We start from the raw sequence: 17,335 nt of genomic DNA, 5'->3' as shown, positions 1-17,335 counted from the left end.
TGACAGGCTGCTTGTGGCCGGTAACTTCCGGCCAATACCTGATCTCAACGTTTGGTTTGTTCGATCCAGGCGTTGACGCGCTTCTCCAGCAGTGGCAACGGCAGTGTGCCTTCTCCTAGCACGACGGCATGGAAAGCCGGGTAGCTGAATTTGGCGCCCAATTCATGCTGCGCCTTGTCGCGCAGTTCCAGGATCTTCAACGAACCAACCTTGTAGCTCAGGGCCTGTGCCGGCCAGACCATGTAACGTTCGATCTGGTTCTTGGCGCGCGCTTCGGACACACCCTGTTTTTCAACCATGTAGGCAATGGCCTTTTCGCGGCTCCAACCCAGAGAGTGCATGCCGGTATCCACCACCAGGCGCACGGCGCGCAGCATTTCCGCGTTCAGGTGACCGTAGTACCAGACCGGGTCTTCGTACAGGCCGAAGTCCTTACCCAGGGTTTCAGCATACAGCGCCCAGCCTTCGGTGTAGGCCGCGTTGTTCTGGTTCTCAGTGCTGAACATGCGGAAGTCCGGCAGCGGCATTTCCTTCAACAGGGCAGCGTGGAAGTGGTGGCCTGGCACGCCTTCGTGCAGCAGCAGGCTGGCCATGCCGGTGCGGCTGTAGTCTTTCGGATCGTTGACGACAGCCCAGAACACGCCGGGGTGCGAGCCGTCTGCAGCTGGCGGGGTGTAATGGTCTGAGGCGGTGGCGCGCGTCAGTTCAGGCTCCAGGTCCACCACCAGCTTCGATTTGGGAACCAGGGTGAAATAGGCGGGCAGCTTGGTTTGCACCGTGTCGTAGATTTTGCGGTACTCGGCCAGCACTTCCGCTTCGGTGTTGAAAGGCTTGAACTGCTTCTGGTCGCGCACCCATTGCGGGAAGGCTTGCGCAGGACCGTCGTAACCGAGCTTGCCCATCAGGGTTTGCATTTGTGCGCTGATGCGGGCGACTTCTTTCAGGCCGAGGTCATGAACTTCTTGCGGCGTGAGCGGCAGGGTGGTGCTGTCGTTGATGCGAGCTTTGTACCATGCAGCACCGTTCGGCAGGGCGCTCCAGCCGGCGCTGTCACGGCTGGCAGGCAGATATTCCGATTCCAGGAATTTCACCAGGCGTTCCAGCGCTGGGTTCACCTTTTCCACGGCGGAGCGGTAGTCGCGCGTGAGGCGTTCCTTGTCGGCGGCGCTGAATTCGGCGGGCATGCGCTTGATTGGCGAGTAGTACACGCTGGCTTCAGCGGATGTACTGCGCAGGGCGGCCATTTGCGGCAGCATCGCTTGCGTGATCGGCTTGGGCTGCACGATGCCCTGCTTGATGCCTTCACGCATATTGGCGATGGCCTGGTCGATCCACGGCGCCAGCTGGCGTACGCGGCTCAGGTAGTCCTGGTATTGCTTGACGGTGCCCAGCGGCTGCGAACCGGTGCCGCCGGCGTAGTTCGCCAGGGTGCTCGGGATATTGTCGAAGTGGTTCAGCGGCAGCAGGTGTTCAGGGAACGGCGCCAGGGCCAAAGCGGCATCGAGTTCATAGGCCAGCAGGTCCAGCGTCATCTGCTCCTGGCTGGCCAGTTGCGCGCGTGGGATTTTCGCGAGGCGCTTTTGCATCTGGCGATAAGTGGCAAACTGCTTGGCGCGAACGGAAGGCGAGATCGCTATGCCAATCTGGTCGTTATAGCGCGGGTCGCCGTTGGCGGTTGCAAACAGCAGCGGGTCGAAGTGGGCGCGGGCGACGTGGAAGTCATTGGCCAGTTGCGCGAGTTGGCGGCTGGCTTGGCTGGCTTGCTGTTTGGCGGCAGGTGCTGCCAGGGCCGGGGTGAAAGCGAGAGGAGAGGCCAGCAGGCTGGCGGCAAGAACTGCGGTCGAAAAACGGGTAGGCAGCATTGGATTCCCTGGGCAAAAACAGAAGGCGCTCAGGATACTCCAAATTCCGCCCCTGGTGGAATGGCTCTTGCGAATGAGAATTATTCGCATTAAAATACCTATTCCCCGTGCCAGCCTTGAGCCAGCATTTGACTGACTCACGACTGGAACATCATGAATGCATCCGTATTGCGGCCACAGCGCCTTGCGCTGTTGCTGGCTGCTGCCTTGGGCGCGCACGCCCAGGCCCAAGAGACGACCCGGCTCGGCGAAATCCTCGTCACCGCCAAACCTGAAGAAATCAAGACCATCGACGCGCGCGAACTGGATAAACGCGGCGTGACCGACATGTCGCAGATCGCGCGCTACGAAACGCTGGTCACCGTGCCGGCTGCCCTGAGCGGCGGCGCCAATGTCTGGGACGGCGCCGGTAATACCGGCTTCAATATCCGCGGCGTGGAGGGCAACCGCATAGGCCTTGACCTCGATGGCATTGCGCTGCCTGATGCTGCACCGCGGCCGGACAGCTCGACGCTGAACAGCTTCGGCGTGGGGCGCGATTATTTTGATCCGGAGACTTTCCGCGAAGTGCGGATTGGCGCGGGCAGCACGTCGGCCGATAGCGGCAGCGCGGGCCTGGGCGGCAAGGTATCGTTCGTGACCAAGTCGCCGTCGGATTACGTCAGCGCCGACAAGCCGGGGTACGCGGAATACAAGGCTGGCTACCATGGCGCCAACAATGCGCGCCTTCATGCGCTGACCGGTGCGGGGCAATTTGGCGACTTGCAGGCGCTGGCCGTGGCCGTGCACCGCAGCGGCGAACAGACAGAAAGCGAAGGCAGCGTTGCACCCAACCCGGACGAGTGGAATTCGGACGCACTGCTGGCGAAGCTTGCATGGCGCCTGGCACCGGGCCAGAAGCTGGGCTTCACCTTTGACGGCTTCCGCGCCGAGCATGAGCGAGCGTTCGACAACAAGCTGGGCGCCTCCTATCCGCAAGGCGCCATGCAATCGTCCCGCACGCGCCGCAACCGCATCAGTGTGGAGCATGAACTGGCCGCCGGCCCGTGGCTGCTGGAGAGCCGTGCCTATGTGCAGGATGCCCGGGTGGAGGATCACACCGATGCGGCCTACGTCGTGGGGCCCCAGCGTTATGCGCGCAGCATTGACACGGCATTTCTCAATAAGAGCAAGGGGCTGGCGGCCGACGCCACGCGACAGTTCGGCAGCGACAGCCTTGCGTTTGGTGCTACGGTGGAGGACCAGGAATCGCGCCGCCCGTGGCGCGAGGACCGTACGGTGCTTGCGACCGGCGCGCACCAGGTCACCAACAAGAACCGCATGGCGGACATGGACACCTTGAAGCTGTCGGCCTTCGTGCGCGGCGAATACGTGTTCCCGCTGGCCGGCCTGCGTGCCACGCTGACGCCTGGCCTGCGCGCGGAATACCGCAAGCTCGAGCCGAAGAACTTGCAGAGCTATGTGATCGCAGTACCGGGTGCGGCGAAGGAGATCAAGGCGGACAGCGACAGCTACCTGTCGCCGAGTCTCGGCCTGACGGTGGCGGTGGCGCCTGACTTCGACGTGTACGGCAAATTCACGCGCGGCTATCGCATGCCGACCGCCGCGGAGCGAACCGGCACCTATGACTCGTTCAGCTACACCGGTGCCGGCAATGGCTACGCGACACTGGGCAACCCGAACCTGGGCAAGGAAAGCAGCAATGCCTTCGAGCTTGGCTTGCGCGGACATGCCACGCGCTGGCTGATGGTGAGCGCGTCCACCTTCTATAACCGCTACAAAGACTTCATCGAATACGTGGCGCAGCCCGCCGATCCGGTCAACTTCCCGACCATTACCTTCGGGCTGTTCCGCCCGGAGAACATCGGCAATGCCCGTAGCTGGGGCGGCGAGCTCTCGGCAGTGGCCGAACTGGGCAAGCTCACCCCGGCGTTGCGAGGCTTCAGCGCCTCCCTGGCGGCGGGCGCATCACGCGGCACGCTGGAGAACCAGCGCACCGGAAACAAGGCGGGCATGAACTCGATCCAGCCTTACAAAACCACGGCCAGCCTGGCCTGGGATGACCCGCAGAAGCGCGGGGGCGCATCGCTGACGGCCTTCCATACGCGCGGCAAACAGGCGGAGCCCGAGGTGGCTGCAGCGCAGTCGCAGCCGGCGGCGTATTTCGCAGTACCCGCTGCCACGGTGGTCGACCTGGCCGGCTACTGGAAGATCGGCAAGCACGCGGAGCTGAACGCTGGCATCTACAACTTGGGCGACAAGAAGTACTGGGACTACGCCGCTGTGCGCACGCTGGCTGCCGGCACCACGGCAGCCACGCAGGCCGAGATCGAACGACAGGCGCGCCCTGGCCGTCACGTAGCCGTCAATTTCAAACTGATGTATTGATAAGGAGAAGAACATGAAGACGAAGAAGATATGTGCTTTGCTGGTGTTGACCGGCCTCATCGCAATTGCTGCCGGGACTGTAAGTGCGGCGTCACTGGCCGATCGCTGGGCTTCGCTGCGCGCCGAGCAGCCCAAGTTACAAATCCGCGATGCGGCCCGCACGCTGGGAACTTCCGAAGCGGAGTTGCTTGCAACGGGCATCGGCAAGACGGTGACGCGTCTGTCGGACGCGGATCATGCCGTGAACGACATCATGATCCGCGCGCTGGACCTTGGCACCGTTCTGGCTCTGACCCGCAATGAAAACGGCGTACTTGAGCGCACCGGCGTGGCGACCAAGGCCAAGCCGGAATCGTTCAGCGACAAGGAGCGCTTCCGTGCGGTTGGCGGCGGCTACCTGGGTGGCGAGATCGACATGCGCTTCCATTTCGCGAACTGGAAACATGCATTTGCGGTGGTGCAGCCAGGGCGCGATGGTGCGACCAGTCGCAGCCTGCAGTTCTTTGACGCGCAGGGCAATGCGGCGCACAAAGTCTATGTGAAAAGCGAGGCCGGCGTGGCGCTGTTCGACAAGATCGTCGTGGACTTCAAGCATCCGCAGCAGACGGGTGAGCTGAAGATTGATGCCGCTGTGCCGAAGGCGGCGGAATTGGCCGATAGCGCGATTGACGTGAAGGAGTTCCAGCTCGCGTGGAAGGAGATGACTGATGTTCACCAGTTCAACCGGATCGTCAGCGAGTTCAAAATGAGCCGAGAGCAGGCAATGCGACTGGCGCCGGAAGGCCTGGCTCAGAAGATTGGCCCGCAGGCTTTACGCAAGCTGCTGGATGAATCGGCGAAGCAGCAGCTGCCGATCATGGCTTTCCTGGGGAATGGTGCGGCGACGCAGATATACAGCGGCAAGATCAGCAAGACAGCTGCCAGCGGTGACTGGTACAACGTGCTCGATCCTGAGTTCAACCTGCACATTCGCGAGACTGCCCTTAAGAGCGGGTACGTGGTGCAGCGGGCGGGTGTGACGTCGGTCGAGTTCTTCGACAAGGACGGGGAGCTCGTGGTGACGTTCTTTGGCGTTCGTGAACGCGCCAAACCGCAGCCGCAAGCGTGGGTGGATTTGACGCGCAGCCTCTGATTGCAGTTGAGCCCGTGTCACACCATGGGGCCTGACCCCATGGTGTGACACGGGCTCTGCCGTGGTTAGTGCTTGGCTTCCGAGCCGTGGATCAGGGCTTCGGCGGGGGCGTCGGTGACGAAGAGCTGGGCGCAGTCGACGGCGTCGTACTCGTAGTGCTTGCCGCAGAAGTCGCAGTTGATACCCAGCTTGCCTTGCTCGGACAGGGCGTCTTGCACTTCCTGCTGGCCCAGCATCTTCAGCATATTGCCGACCTTTTCACGGGTGCAGGAGCAGTGGAATTGCGGATGCAGCGGTTCGAACACGCGCAGGGTCTCTTCCCAGAACAGGCGCTTCTGCAGTACATCGATGCCGTGTTCCAGCATCTCCGCTTCCTTCAGCGTGTCGCCCAACATCACCACGCGGTTCCAGGTTTCCTGAGACACTTCGGCGGCGTGCGCGGTGGCTTCGGCTTTGCCGCCATGCAGCGGCAGCTTTTGCAGCAGCAGTCCGCGCGAGACCGAATCGTCGGCCGCCAGCCACAGCTTGGTGTCGAGCTGCTCGGAACGCAGCATGTAATGTTCGATCACGGTTGCCACGTTGTCGCCGTCCAGCGGCACGATGCCCTGGTATGGCTGCTGGCCTGGCACTTTCTCGGCTGGGTCCAGTGTGATTACGAAGCGGCCGTGGCCCTGGGCATTGACCAGCGCCTGCAGGCCGGCATCTTCCGCAATCGCGAACTCGGAATTCATCTTGGCGGTGGCGCGCATGCGCAGGTCGGAATCGCATTCCACCACCAGCAAGCGTACCGGGCCATCGCCGTGCAGTTGCATGATCAGCGAGCCATTGAACTTGAGGTTGGCCGACAGCAGGGCGGCCGCCGACACCATTTGGCCCAGCAGGCGCTTGACGGCAACCGGGTAGTGGTGGCGGGCCACGATTTCGCGCCAGGTGGCGGAAATGTCGACCAGCTCACCGCGCACGGCGGCGTCTTCGAAAACAAACTTCTGCAGGGTATCCGGGGTGTTCGTCATTGTTTTTATCCAATCTTTTTCAGTTGCGACTTGAACAGCTGGCCACGCTTGACGTAGCTGTCGGCGCTGCCGATCAGGCGCGCCACGTCTTCCGCTGTCAGCTGGCGCACCACCTTGGCGGGAGCGCCCACGATCAGCGAGTTGTCGGGAAATTCCTTGCCCTCGGTGACCAGGGCGCCAGCGCCGACCAGGCAACCCTTGCCGATCTTTGCGCCGTTCAGTATTACCGCCTGGATGCCGATCAGCGTTCCGTCGCCGATGGTGCAGCCATGCAGCATGGCCTGGTGGCCGATGGTCACGTCCTTGCCTACCGTGAGCGGGTAGCCCATGTCGGTGTGCATCACCGTACCTTCCTGCACATTACTGTTTTCACCGATTGTGATGCGCTCGTTATCGCCGCGGATGGTCGCGCCGAACCAGACGGAGCTGTTCGCGTGCAAGGTCACCTTGCCGATCAAGCTCGCATTCTCCGCCACGAAAGCGGAAGCATCAATCTCTGGCGCGTGTTCGCCAAGCTGGTAAATTGTCATGGATGGTCCGGTAGGAGGGAAGTGGCGCTATTGTACGTCAAGCAGATTTTAGAACGGTCGTGCTATTATTCTGTTTCACCCATTTCGAGGCAGGCACCATGATTCCATCCCGTTCCGACTTTATCGAAGTGCGCGGCAAGCGCACCCATGTGCTGCACTGGGGCCGCGATGGCGCGCCCAAGGTCTTCATGGTGCACGGCTGGATGGACGTAGGCGCCAGCTTCCAGTTCGTGGTCGACTACCTGAAGGGCGACTGGCATGTGATCGCGCCGGACTGGCGCGGTTTTGGCCTGACCGAACGCAATGGCACGGATACCTACTGGTTCCCCGACTATGTGGCCGACCTGGATGCCATTCTGCGCCATTACCAGCCGGAGGGGGAGGTCAATCTGCTGGGCCACAGCATGGGCGGCAATGTTGTTAGTTTGTACGCGGGTGTGCGCCCGGAACGCATCCGCCGCCTGGTCAACCTGGAAGGCTTCGGCCTGAAAGCGACCGTGCCGGAGCAGGCGCCGTCGCGCATGCGCAAGTGGCTCGATGAACTGCTGGTGGAGCCTGAAATGCGCACCTACGACTCGCAGGCGGCCGTGGCGGCGCGCCTGCAAAAAACCAACCCGCGCCTGTCGGACGAGCGTGCCGCTTTCCTGGCCAGCCACTGGTCGGCCCAGAATGCCGACGGCCGCTGGGAAATCCTGGGCGACCCGGTGCACAAACGCCCCGGTCCTTCGCTGTACCGCGTTGAAGAAGTGCTGGCCTGCTGGAAGAAAATCACGGCGCCAGTACTGTGGGTGGAGGCGGAAGACACCAATATGTGGCTGTGGATGGGCCCCAAGGACGAGGCGCGCGCCGAAATTGACCGCCGCCTGGGCCATCTGGCGCGGGTGACGCCGAAAATGATGCCCGATGCCGGCCATATGCTGCATCACGACCAGCCGGAACTGCTGGCGGAAATGCTGGAGGAATTCCTGGCCTGAGCTTTCAGCGTACAATGAAACCTTCGCAACATTGCAACCAGTATGCTGAACGTAGACCTCCATTGCCATTCGAACGTGTCCGACGGTGTGCTGCCCCCTGCGGCAGTGGCCGAGCATGCCCATAAGGCGGGCGTGAATGTCTGGGCCCTGACAGACCATGATGAAGTGGGCGGTGTTGCTGCTGCTCGCACAGCGGCGCAGCTTCACGGGATGCGCTTCGTGACGGGAGTGGAAATTTCCATCACCTGGGCCAGCGAGACGGTGCATATCGTCGGCCTGCAAATCGATGAAAACAACCCCGCGCTGCTGAAGGGGCTGGAAGAGACCCGCTCGGGACGCGACAATCGCGGCCGCGAGATCGGGCGCCAGCTTGAGCTGGCGGGCATTCCTGGCGCCTATGAAGGCGCGCTGACTTACGTCGATAACCCGGCCTTGATGTCGCGCACGCACTTCGCCCGCTTCCTGGTGGAGCAGGGCGTTTGCTCGTCGGTGTCGGAAGTGTTCCGCAAGTACCTGTCGCCGGGTAAGCCGGGGTATGTGGAACATCGCTGGGCAACGCTGCAGGATGCGGTGGGCTGGATCCTGGGCGCGGGCGGGATAGCGGTGATTGCGCATCCGGGCCGCTACAAGTTTACACCGATGCAGGAAGGTATCCTGTTTGATGAGTTCAAGCAGCTTGGCGGGACGGCGATCGAGGTCGTGACCGGGTCGCATACGCCGGACCAATATCCGAAATATGCCAACCTGGCCAATAGCTATGGCTTTTTGGCTTCGCGCGGGACTGATTTCCATGCGCCCGGCGAGGCACGGGTGGATTTTCGCTTGCTGCCGCCGCTGCCCGGCAACGTGACGCCGGTGTGGCACGACTGGTTCTGAACTCGGGGGCTTGTAAATCCCTACTGCCGACCATAGATTAACGTTCGGTAAAGTTGTCCGGAGGCCCACTCTATGAAACGCATCATCCTTTTTATTGCCACCAACCTTGCGGTTGTCGTGGTACTGTCAATTGTCTTGTCGCTGCTGGGCATCGGACGCCCTGGCTCCGGCACCAGCATGGGCGGCTTGCTCGCGTTTTCCGTGGTGGTTGGCTTCACCGGCTCGATCATCTCGCTGCTGATGTCCAAGCCCATGGCCAAGTGGTCGACCGGCGCGCGTGTCATCGAGCAGCCACAGGATTCCACTGAGCAGTGGCTGGTCACTACCGTCCACGCCCTGGCGGACAAGGCGGGCATCGGCCGCCCGGAAGTGGCCGTGTACGAAGGCGACGCCAATGCCTTTGCCACGGGCGCTTTCAAGAATGACGCGCTGGTGGCGGTTTCCACCGGCTTGCTGCAGTCGATGAACAAGGAAGAAGTCGAGGCTGTGCTGGGCCACGAGGTGGCGCACATCGCCAATGGCGACATGGTGACGCTGACCCTGATCCAGGGCGTGGTGAATACCTTCGTGGTGTTCCTCGCCCGTATTGTCGGCTCGGTGGTGGACGGCATGCTGAACAAGGACGAAGAGCGCCGCGGACCTGGCATTGGCTATATGGTCACCGTCTTCGTGTGCGAGCTGCTGTTTGGCCTGGTCGCCTCGATGATTGTTGCCTGGTTCTCGCGCCAGCGTGAGTTCCGTGCCGACGCTGGTTCGGCGCGTTTGCTGGGTTCCACGGTGCCGATGCAGCACGCGCTGGCGCGCCTGGGCGGCGTGCATCCGGGCGAACTGCCGCAAGGGATGGCGGCATCCGGCATCACCTCGCCGAGTGGCTGGGCGGCGCTGTTCTCCAGCCATCCCCCGATTGAAGAACGCATCGCAGCCCTGCAACAGCTGCGCTAAAACATGACCCAATTTTTCCAGGTACACCCGGACAATCCGCAGCTTCGGCTGATCAAGCAGGCGGCGCAAATCATCCATGGCGGCGGCATTGTCGCGCTGCCGACCGATTCCTGCTATGCGCTGGTGTGTCACCTGGACGATAAAGCGGCGGTGGAGAAGTTGCGCCGCATCCGCGGCATCGACGAGAAACATCACCTGACGCTGCTGTGCCGCGACCTGAGCGAAATCAGCACCTATGCCCGGGTCGACAACAAGCAATTCCGCCTGATGAAGGCGGTGACGCCCGGCCCGTACACCTTTATCCTGGAGGCGACGCGGGAAGTGCCGCGCCGCCTGTCACATCCTTCGCGTAAGACCATTGGCTTACGTGTGCCGCAAAATACCATCACTGAAATGCTGATGACAGAATTAGGCCAGCCGCTGTTGGGAACGACCCTGATTCTGCCGGGTGACGATGAGCCGCTGACCGACCCTGATATGGTATTGGAGCGCCTGGGCAAGCAAGTTGACCTGGTGATTGACGGCGGCGCCTGCCGCCTGGAACCAACCACCGTGGTGGACCTGACTGGCGACGAGCCCGAACTGATCCGGCGCGGCTGCGGCGATTGTGCTGCGCTTGGCCTTTGATCTGGAACGGTCTTTTGGCCGCAGACCAGGGAAGCCTCAAGCCCTCTGATAAAATCCAATTCATGACTGATTTCAACTCCATCATACGGGCGATTACCGTCTGGGCGATTCCTGTTTTATTCGCGATTTCCCTTCACGAAGCTGCACACGGATATGTCGCACGCTACTTTGGCGACGATACGGCAGAAAAAATGGGGCGCTTGAGCCCTAATCCGATCCGGCACATTGACTGGTTTGGCACGGTCCTGCTTCCAATTTTGCTATTGCTGTCGCCGCTTCACATGGCATTCGGTTATGCAAAGCCCGTGCCGGTGGATTTCAACCGCCTGCGCAATCCGAAGAAACAAATGGGATTCGTTGCGGCTGCCGGCCCTGTCGCCAACTTTGTCATGGGGATGGGCTGGGTGCTGCTGTCCATACTCTTGAATGTTGCCGGTGTGACGGAGCCATTCCTTGTCAAGATGTGTGATGCGGGCCTGTGGGCCAATGCGGTCATGTGCGCCTTTAACCTGCTCCCGATCCCGCCGTTGGACGGTGGCCGCATCGTAACGTCGCTCCTGCCACGCGACCTGGCTTACAAATTCGCGAGTATTGAACGCCTGGGGCCATTTATTTTTATCGGCCTGATACTGCTTATGAACACCGCTCCATTCCAGGCTCTCCTCGGGACGATGGTCGGGTTCGTGCGATATTTGATCGTATTGCCGTTTAGTCTTTTCCTGAGCTGATGCCATGTACCCTGACCGCGTAGTCTCCGGCATGCGCCCGACGGGCAGCATGCACCTTGGCCACTACCACGGCGCCCTGAAGAACTGGATCAGGCTGCAGTCCGAGCAGCCCTGCCTGTTCTTCGTGGCCGACTGGCACGCGTTGACCACGCATTACGACGACCCGTCCATCATCGAAAAGTCGACCTGGGACATGCTGGTGGACTGGCTGGCCGCCGGCATCGACCCGACCCAGGCCACGCTGTTCATCCAGTCGAAAATTCCGGAGCACGCCGAGCTGCACCTGCTGCTGTCGATGGCCACGCCGCTCGGCTGGCTGGAGCGCGTGCCAACCTACAAGGACCAGATCGACAACCTGGCCAACAAGGACTTGCAAACCTATGGCTTCCTCGGCTACCCGCTGCTGCAGGCGGCCGACGTGCTGATCTACCGCGCCAGCGAAGTGCCGGTTGGCGACGACCAGGTGCCGCACGTGGAAATGATGCGCGAGATCGCGCGCCGCTTCAACCACCTGTACGGCAAAGAGAAGGGCTTCGAGGAAAAGGCGCAGGACGCCGTCAAGAAGCTGGGCAGCAAGCGCGCCAGGCTGTACAACGAACTGCGCACGGCCTATCAGCAAGAGGGCGACGACGCCGCGCTGGAGCAGGCCAAGGCCATGCTGGACGATGCACAGAACCTGTCGATGATCGACCGCGAGCGCCTGTTCGGCTACCTGGAAGGCGCGCGCAAGCTGATTCTGGTCGAGCCGCAAGCCCAGCTGACCGAAGCGAGCCGCCTGCCGGGCCTCGATGGCCGCAAGATGTCCAAGAGCTACGGCAATGCGATTGCTCTGCGCGAAGACAAGGACTCGGTCACCAAGAAGATCCGCACCATGCCGACCGATCCGGCGCGCGTGCGCCGCACTGATGCGGGCGAGCCGGAGCGTTGCCCGGTGTGGCAATTCCACGTGGTGTATTCGGACGGGCCGACCCAGGAATGGGTGCAGAAGGGCTGCAAGTCGGCCGGCATCGGCTGTATCGAATGCAAGCAGCCGGTCATAGACGCCATCGTCAAGGAGCAGGAACCGATGCACGAGCGCGCCCAGCCTTACCTGGATGACCCGTCCATGGTGCGCGCCATCGTGGCGGACGGCAATGAAACAGCGCGCAAACTGGCGCAGGAAACGATGCGCGATGTGCGCGAAGCAATGGGATTGAGTTATGGCTGATGTTTTAACCCCACCTTCAGCTTGGGTGGAACGATTCGCGCCGTTGGTGCCCAATGGCGAGGTGCTGGACCTGGCTTGCGGCAGCGGGCGCCACTCGCGCCATCTGGCTGCGCTTGGCCACGCCGTGGTGGCGGTGGACCGCGACGGGGAGGCGCTGGCGGCCACCGCCGGCGCCGGCATCGTCACCAGCCAGATCGACCTGGAAGAGGAGGGCGCTTGCTGGCCCTTCGGCCCGGCGCGCTTTGCGGGCATCATCGTCACCAACTACCTGCACCGTCCGCTGCTGGCCGACATGCTGGGCAGCCTGGCGCCGAACGGCATCCTGATTTACGAGACTTTCGCCAATGGCAATGCGGCCTTCGGCAAACCATCAAACCCGGCCTTTTTGTTACAGCCGGGAGAATTGTTGGAATTGGCTAGAATGCATGGTTTGCGTGTCATCGCATTCGAAGATGGCGTCGTTAATACACCGAAACCTGCCATGGTGCAGAGGATTTGCGCTGTGAAAGAGGAGTTTCCAAGGGAGGCGGCGCTGTTGCCGTCATTTTGAGCGACCAAAATGCACCACGGGTGCAGGGTATGCTCTACAATCGTCGTTTTAATTCTTATTGCAATTGGTTTCCTATGATTAAGGGTAGCATTGTAGCAATCGTAACCCCGATGCACGCGGACGGCAGCCTCGACTATCCAGGCCTGAACGCGCTGATCGACTGGCATATTGCCGAAGGCACGGACGCCATTGTCATCGTCGGCACCACCGGCGAATCCGCCACTGTCAGCGTGGCCGAGCATTGCGAGCTGATCAAGGCTGCCGTGGAGCGCGTTGGCGGCCGCATTCCAGTGATCGCCGGTTCCGGAGGCAATTCCACCGCGGAAGCCATCGAGCTGACCCGCTTCGCCAAGAACGCCGGTGCCGACGCCTCGCTGCAAGTGGTTCCTTACTACAACCGCCCAACCCAGGAAGGCATGTACCAGCACTTCAAGGCCATCGCCGAAGCGGTGGACCTGCCGGTGATCCTGTACAACGTGCCGGGCCGCACCGTTGCCGACATGAGCAACGACACTATCCTGCGCCTGGCCAAGATCAAGAACATCATCGGCGTCAAGGACGCGACCGGCAATATCGCCCGCGGCTACGACCTGCTGCGCCGTGCGCCGGCCGATTTCGCCGTGTACTCGGGCGATGATCCAACCGCCATCGCGCTGATGATGGCCGGCGGCAAGGGCAATATCTCGGTGACCGCCAATGTGGCGCCGCGCCAGATGCACGAACTGTGCGAAGCCGCGATGGCGGGCAATGCCGCCAAGGCGACTGCCATCAACAACCAACTGCTCCCGCTGCACCAGCACCTGTTCATCGAACCGAACCCGGTGCCGGTCAAGTGGGCGCTGGCGGAAATGGGCAAGATGCCGAACGGTATCCGCCTGCCGCTGGTGTCGCTGGCAGAGCAGTATCACGAGACCGTCCGCGCTGCCCTGCGTGAATCCGGTGTGCTGAACTAATCTTCTTTTTCACATGACTATTCGCAAGATCGTTTCCCAGACCCCGCAGCGCGGGCTCGTCGTTGGCGCCCTGATGCTGAGCCTGACCGGTTGCGGCATGGTGCAGTCCGTTGTCGGCGAAACCAAGGTAGATTACAAATCGGCCAAGAAGGCCAGCACGCTGGACGTGCCGCCGGACCTGACCCAGCTGTCGAAGGACAACCGCTATTCGCTGCCAAGCAATGACCGCGGCGTGGCGACTGCTTCCGGCTATCAGGCTGCGCGCGGAACCACCCCAGGCGCAGCGGCAAGCAGCAACGAAGTGGCGAGCACCGGCAACAGCGCCGTGCGCGTCGAGCGCTCCGGCAACCAGCGCTGGCTGGTGGTGCAGCAGACCCCGGAAGCCCTGTGGCCGCAGCTGAAAACGTTCTGGGAAGAGTCCGGCTTCACCCTGGCGGTGGATGATGCCACTGCCGGCGTGATGGAAACCGAATGGAATGAAAACCGCGCCAAGATCCCGCAGGACTTCATCCGCAACACGATCGGCAAGGTCTTCGACGGCCTGTACTCGAGCGGCGAGCGCGACAAGTACCGCACCCGCCTGGAGCGCAATCCAGCCGGCGGCACCGAGGTCTACATCAGCCACCGCGGCACCAAGGAAGTCGTGACCGGCGCCCAGAACGAGTCGACCATGTGGACCAACCGCAATAGCGACCCGAACCTGGAGGCGATCTTCCTGGCCAAGCTGATGACCAAGCTGGGCGGCACGACCGACGAGGCGACCGCGCGTACTTCGGTCGACAATGCGGCAGTCCAGGCGCAGCACGCCGTGCTGGTGGGCGAGGGCGCCGATGCCTTCATCAAGACCGACGAAGGCTTCGAGCGCACCTGGCGCCGCGTGGGCCTGGCGCTGGACCGTGCCGGCTTCACCGTGGAAGACCGCGACCGCGTGCAGGGCGTGTACTTCGTGCGCTTCGTGAACGATGCCACCGATACCCGCGGCTGGTTCAGCAAGCTGTTCAGCTTCGGTGCCTCCGATAAAGAAAAGGAAGCGCAGCGTTATCGCATTTCGGTCCGTTCTGATTCGGTCAACTCCACCCAGGTTTCGGTGTGGAACAACCAGAATAAACCGGAGGCTTCCCCGGTTGGTCAGAAGATCCTGACCTTGCTGCAGGAACAGTTGAAATAAGGCGAAAGCCTTTAAATAGAAAAAGCCGGCGCAAGCCGGCTTTTTTATTTAAAGTCGGGGTCAGATACCGTCTTGGACGGCAAGCCTTTTTTCCATGTATTTCGGGTCAAAGGGCTTGCCTGACTTAACTACCCCGTAAATCAAGTGCACTAACTTGCGCATAATTGCGCCGGCGACGGCCATTTTGGAGAGGCCGTTGGCCTCTAAACGTTGGCCAAACTGCTTCAGGATAGGGTTGTGACGTTTTGCAACGAGGCTTGGCAGGAATAAAGCTGCTCGCAGGTGTTTGTTCCCCATACGAGTCATCATTGTCCGGCCTCGTATTGAGGTTCCGGATTGTCGTTGCCTGGGTGTGACCCCGATGAACGCTGCAAGCGCCTTCGCATTTCCGAAGCGCCGAACATCCCCCACGTGGCCTAAGACCTTTACCGCTGTCGTACGGCCTAGCCCGGGAATGCTTTCAATGAGCTCTGCATCCTGTTTAAGCCCTGGATGGCGGTCAATGTGATCGTCGATATCCCGTGCTATTTGCGCAATTTGCGCATCCAGCCATTTGATATGAGCCTGGACATGAGGGATAACATCCTGTTGTTTGGCTGTTTCATGCGCTTCTAAACGATTCAACTCCTGCTGGCGCATATCTTGAAGTGCAGTCAGCCTGTTGCCCCAGGCCCGTAACTGGCGCTGTTCACGTGATGGCGCATCCCAAGATGGCGGCGCCATCGCTGCACAGTAGCGAGCAATTAATCCAGCATCAACTTGGTCGTTCTTGTTGCGGATATTCTCGCTGCTGCCAAAACTTTTGATGCAGTTCGGATTGACCAAGCTGACTTTAATCCCTTTGTCAAACCAATACAGGGCGATAGGTTCGCTATAGACGCCTGTCGACTCAAGGCAAATATGGGTTTCCAGCAGAGAAATCTTCTGCTTGTTCAGCCAGACTTCCAGCTCTGCGAATCCTTCTTGGGAGTTCGGAACTGCTTTCGCCTTGACTTTGCCATCAACTAGCAAGGCTACATCCAACTTACGCTTGCTGACATCAATCCCTACGACCGGCGTATTCATCTCGTCCACCTTTCTCGTATGCAGGCTTACCCAAGGGGCGACCTAAGATACCGTCCGGCGTCCAGATGAACAAGTGGGCAAGGTCACCTATCTGACCCACAAGCTCAATGGCTTCCACTCTGTTCGGTGAGACCTTGCCCCGCCGCCTTCAGAATCCTAATATCTTCTTCCAAAGGTGCAGATTCAATATACGAGCTCTGGCAATCTGACCCCCACTTTCATCAAACTATAGGCGAAAAAAAACCAGCCCGAAGGCTGGTTCCTTTTCCCTGCGCAGGAATTACTTAGCAGCAGCGGAAGCGGCCGAAGCAGCAGCCGAAGCAGCCGAAGCAGCTGCGGAAGCAGCAGCAGCAGCGTCGGTAGCAGCGGAAGCGGCAGCAGCAGCAGCGTCAGCGGCTGGAGCAGCAGCAGGAGCAGCTGCGTCAGCTGCTGGAGCTGCAGGAGCGGCTGCTGGAGCAGCTGCTTCTGGGGTTGCTACTGGAGCAGCAGGAGCTTCTTCTTTCTTGGAGCAAGCAGCCAGGGCAACAGCCAGCAGGGAGGCGATCAGCAGGGATTTTTTCATTTGTTTTCCTTAAATAACAACAAAAATTAAACAATGTTGCGATGAATAATTACCGGTAATTATCGCTCGTACGGCGTTTCGTCGGCCCTTCCAACCTTCAGAAAAAGGTCGACCAGACACGGAAACACACCGGATATTATAGCGTTTTCTGCTGCGTCGCAATAGCAAATCGGGCGGTTTACACAACTATTTTGCGAAAACGCAATATTTTTTTCCCACGCCGATCTGCTGGCAACTGCAGCGATTACCGTCATACCTCGAACCGCAGCATTTTACATTTTTCCGGCTCACAATCCAGTCGTTCCTGGTCTCAGGCCCGGCTGGGTTTCGGCCCAGATAGCTTCATAACGTTCCAAACTGGTTTGGGTTGACGATGGAGCATCAAAATCCGCTTCGCCACGGAAGTGGTCGGAATGGAAGCGGCGCACGATGTGCACGCGGTCCGCCACGCAGAAGGAATCGGTCAGGGTGCTGAGGCTGCGGCTGGTCAGGCGGCATTCAATCTGGTGGCTGTAATCTTCCAGCAGCTTCAGGAAGCGCGGTTCATTGCGCTCCAGATGGCCATTGCTGTGGGCGACCAGCTGGATGCGGCCCTTGTGCTGCAGGAAGTGCCGCAACAGGGCGTCAGTCTTTGAATGGCCCAGCTGCCACCACGCATAGTCCGGATCGAACATCTGCAGCGTCAGGCGGCCTCGGGAGATGCAGTCCAGTAGCAGGGACTGGAATTGGGTACGGCTGTCAAAAAGCTGCTTTTCCAT

The 17,335-nt window shown here is 60.7% G+C and carries 17 protein-coding genes; 11 read left to right on the top strand and 6 right to left on the bottom strand.

Annotation, left to right across the window (positions count from 1 at the left end; translation table 11 throughout):
* Positions 1-44: 44 nt before the first annotated feature.
* On the bottom strand, positions 45-1,862 hold the full coding sequence (locus tag ACN9MZ_RS22780; RefSeq protein ID WP_426339148.1) for a DUF885 domain-containing protein: 1,818 nt from the start codon (positions 1,860-1,862) through the stop codon (positions 45-47).
* Between the two features lie 153 nt (positions 1,863-2,015).
* On the opposite strand from ACN9MZ_RS22780, the gene ACN9MZ_RS22775 reads away from it, so the two are divergent.
* Positions 2,016-4,250, top strand: a complete 2,235-nt coding sequence (locus tag ACN9MZ_RS22775) for a TonB-dependent receptor domain-containing protein (RefSeq protein WP_426339147.1) — start codon at positions 2,016-2,018, stop codon at positions 4,248-4,250.
* Between the two features lie 13 nt (positions 4,251-4,263).
* On the top strand, positions 4,264-5,382 hold the full coding sequence (locus tag ACN9MZ_RS22770) for a hemin-degrading factor (RefSeq protein ID WP_426339146.1): 1,119 nt from the start codon (positions 4,264-4,266) through the stop codon (positions 5,380-5,382).
* Positions 5,383-5,447: 65 nt separating this feature from the next.
* Here ACN9MZ_RS22770 and hslO read toward each other — a convergent pair whose 3' ends face one another.
* The gene (hslO, locus tag ACN9MZ_RS22765; RefSeq protein ID WP_426339145.1) at positions 5,448-6,395 is read right to left on the bottom strand and encodes an Hsp33 family molecular chaperone HslO; all 948 of its coding nucleotides are present in this window, start codon (positions 6,393-6,395) and stop codon (positions 5,448-5,450) included.
* Between the two features lie 5 nt (positions 6,396-6,400).
* Positions 6,401-6,925: a gamma carbonic anhydrase family protein gene (locus tag ACN9MZ_RS22760; protein WP_426339144.1), complete on the bottom strand. Its 525-nt coding sequence runs from the start codon at positions 6,923-6,925 to the stop codon at positions 6,401-6,403.
* 98 nt (positions 6,926-7,023) lie between these two features.
* Between ACN9MZ_RS22760 and ACN9MZ_RS22755 the strand changes: the two genes are divergently transcribed.
* The 9 genes from ACN9MZ_RS22755 (at position 7,024) to bamC (ending at position 14,950) form a co-directional block, all read left to right on the top strand.
* Complete coding sequence (locus ACN9MZ_RS22755) at positions 7,024-7,899, top strand: alpha/beta fold hydrolase (protein ID WP_426339143.1); 876 nt, start codon at positions 7,024-7,026, stop codon at positions 7,897-7,899.
* Positions 7,900-7,941: 42 nt separating this feature from the next.
* Positions 7,942-8,775 carry a 3',5'-nucleoside bisphosphate phosphatase gene (locus tag ACN9MZ_RS22750; protein ID WP_426339142.1) on the top strand — a complete coding sequence of 278 codons (834 nt, stop codon included), beginning with the start codon at positions 7,942-7,944 and terminating at the stop codon, positions 8,773-8,775.
* Between the two features lie 72 nt (positions 8,776-8,847).
* Entirely contained in the window at positions 8,848-9,717 is an 870-nt protein-coding gene (htpX, locus tag ACN9MZ_RS22745; RefSeq protein ID WP_426163534.1) for a protease HtpX, read from the top strand.
* Between the two features lie 3 nt (positions 9,718-9,720).
* Positions 9,721-10,344: an L-threonylcarbamoyladenylate synthase gene (locus tag ACN9MZ_RS22740; RefSeq protein WP_426339141.1), complete on the top strand. Its 624-nt coding sequence runs from the start codon at positions 9,721-9,723 to the stop codon at positions 10,342-10,344.
* A gap of 62 nt (positions 10,345-10,406) precedes the next feature.
* Complete coding sequence (locus ACN9MZ_RS22735) at positions 10,407-11,072, top strand: site-2 protease family protein (RefSeq protein ID WP_426339140.1); 666 nt, start codon at positions 10,407-10,409, stop codon at positions 11,070-11,072.
* A gap of 4 nt (positions 11,073-11,076) precedes the next feature.
* Entirely contained in the window at positions 11,077-12,279 is a 1,203-nt protein-coding gene (locus tag ACN9MZ_RS22730) for a tryptophan--tRNA ligase (RefSeq protein WP_426339139.1), read from the top strand.
* Complete coding sequence (locus ACN9MZ_RS22725) at positions 12,272-12,829, top strand: class I SAM-dependent methyltransferase (RefSeq protein WP_426339138.1); 558 nt, start codon at positions 12,272-12,274, stop codon at positions 12,827-12,829. Before ACN9MZ_RS22730 ends, ACN9MZ_RS22725 begins: the two co-directional genes overlap by 8 nt.
* A 74-nt stretch (positions 12,830-12,903) precedes the next feature.
* Complete coding sequence (gene dapA / locus ACN9MZ_RS22720) at positions 12,904-13,782, top strand: 4-hydroxy-tetrahydrodipicolinate synthase (RefSeq protein ID WP_426339137.1); 879 nt, start codon at positions 12,904-12,906, stop codon at positions 13,780-13,782.
* A gap of 13 nt (positions 13,783-13,795) precedes the next feature.
* Complete coding sequence (bamC, locus tag ACN9MZ_RS22715; RefSeq protein WP_426339136.1) at positions 13,796-14,950, top strand: outer membrane protein assembly factor BamC; 1,155 nt, start codon at positions 13,796-13,798, stop codon at positions 14,948-14,950.
* Between the two features lie 60 nt (positions 14,951-15,010).
* On the opposite strand, the gene ACN9MZ_RS22710 is transcribed toward bamC, so the two are convergent.
* The 3 genes from ACN9MZ_RS22710 to ACN9MZ_RS22700 all read right to left on the bottom strand — a co-directional run bounded on the left by ACN9MZ_RS22710 (position 15,011) and on the right by ACN9MZ_RS22700 (position 17,335).
* Entirely contained in the window at positions 15,011-16,015 is a 1,005-nt protein-coding gene (locus ACN9MZ_RS22710) for an IS110 family transposase (protein ID WP_426338545.1), read from the bottom strand.
* 280 nt (positions 16,016-16,295) lie between these two features.
* On the bottom strand, positions 16,296-16,577 hold the full coding sequence (locus tag ACN9MZ_RS22705; RefSeq protein ID WP_426163520.1) for a hypothetical protein: 282 nt from the start codon (positions 16,575-16,577) through the stop codon (positions 16,296-16,298).
* Positions 16,578-16,864: 287 nt separating this feature from the next.
* On the bottom strand, positions 16,865-17,335 hold the full coding sequence (locus tag ACN9MZ_RS22700) for a hypothetical protein (RefSeq protein WP_426339135.1): 471 nt from the start codon (positions 17,333-17,335) through the stop codon (positions 16,865-16,867).

Origin of the sequence: Pseudoduganella sp. S-14 (assembly GCF_049913285.1) — a bacterium.
Classification (GTDB): Bacteria; Pseudomonadota; Gammaproteobacteria; order Burkholderiales; family Burkholderiaceae_D; genus Rugamonas.
The sequence above is the reverse complement of the archived record's forward strand: the minus strand, read 5'-3'. Positions and strand labels throughout refer to the sequence as shown.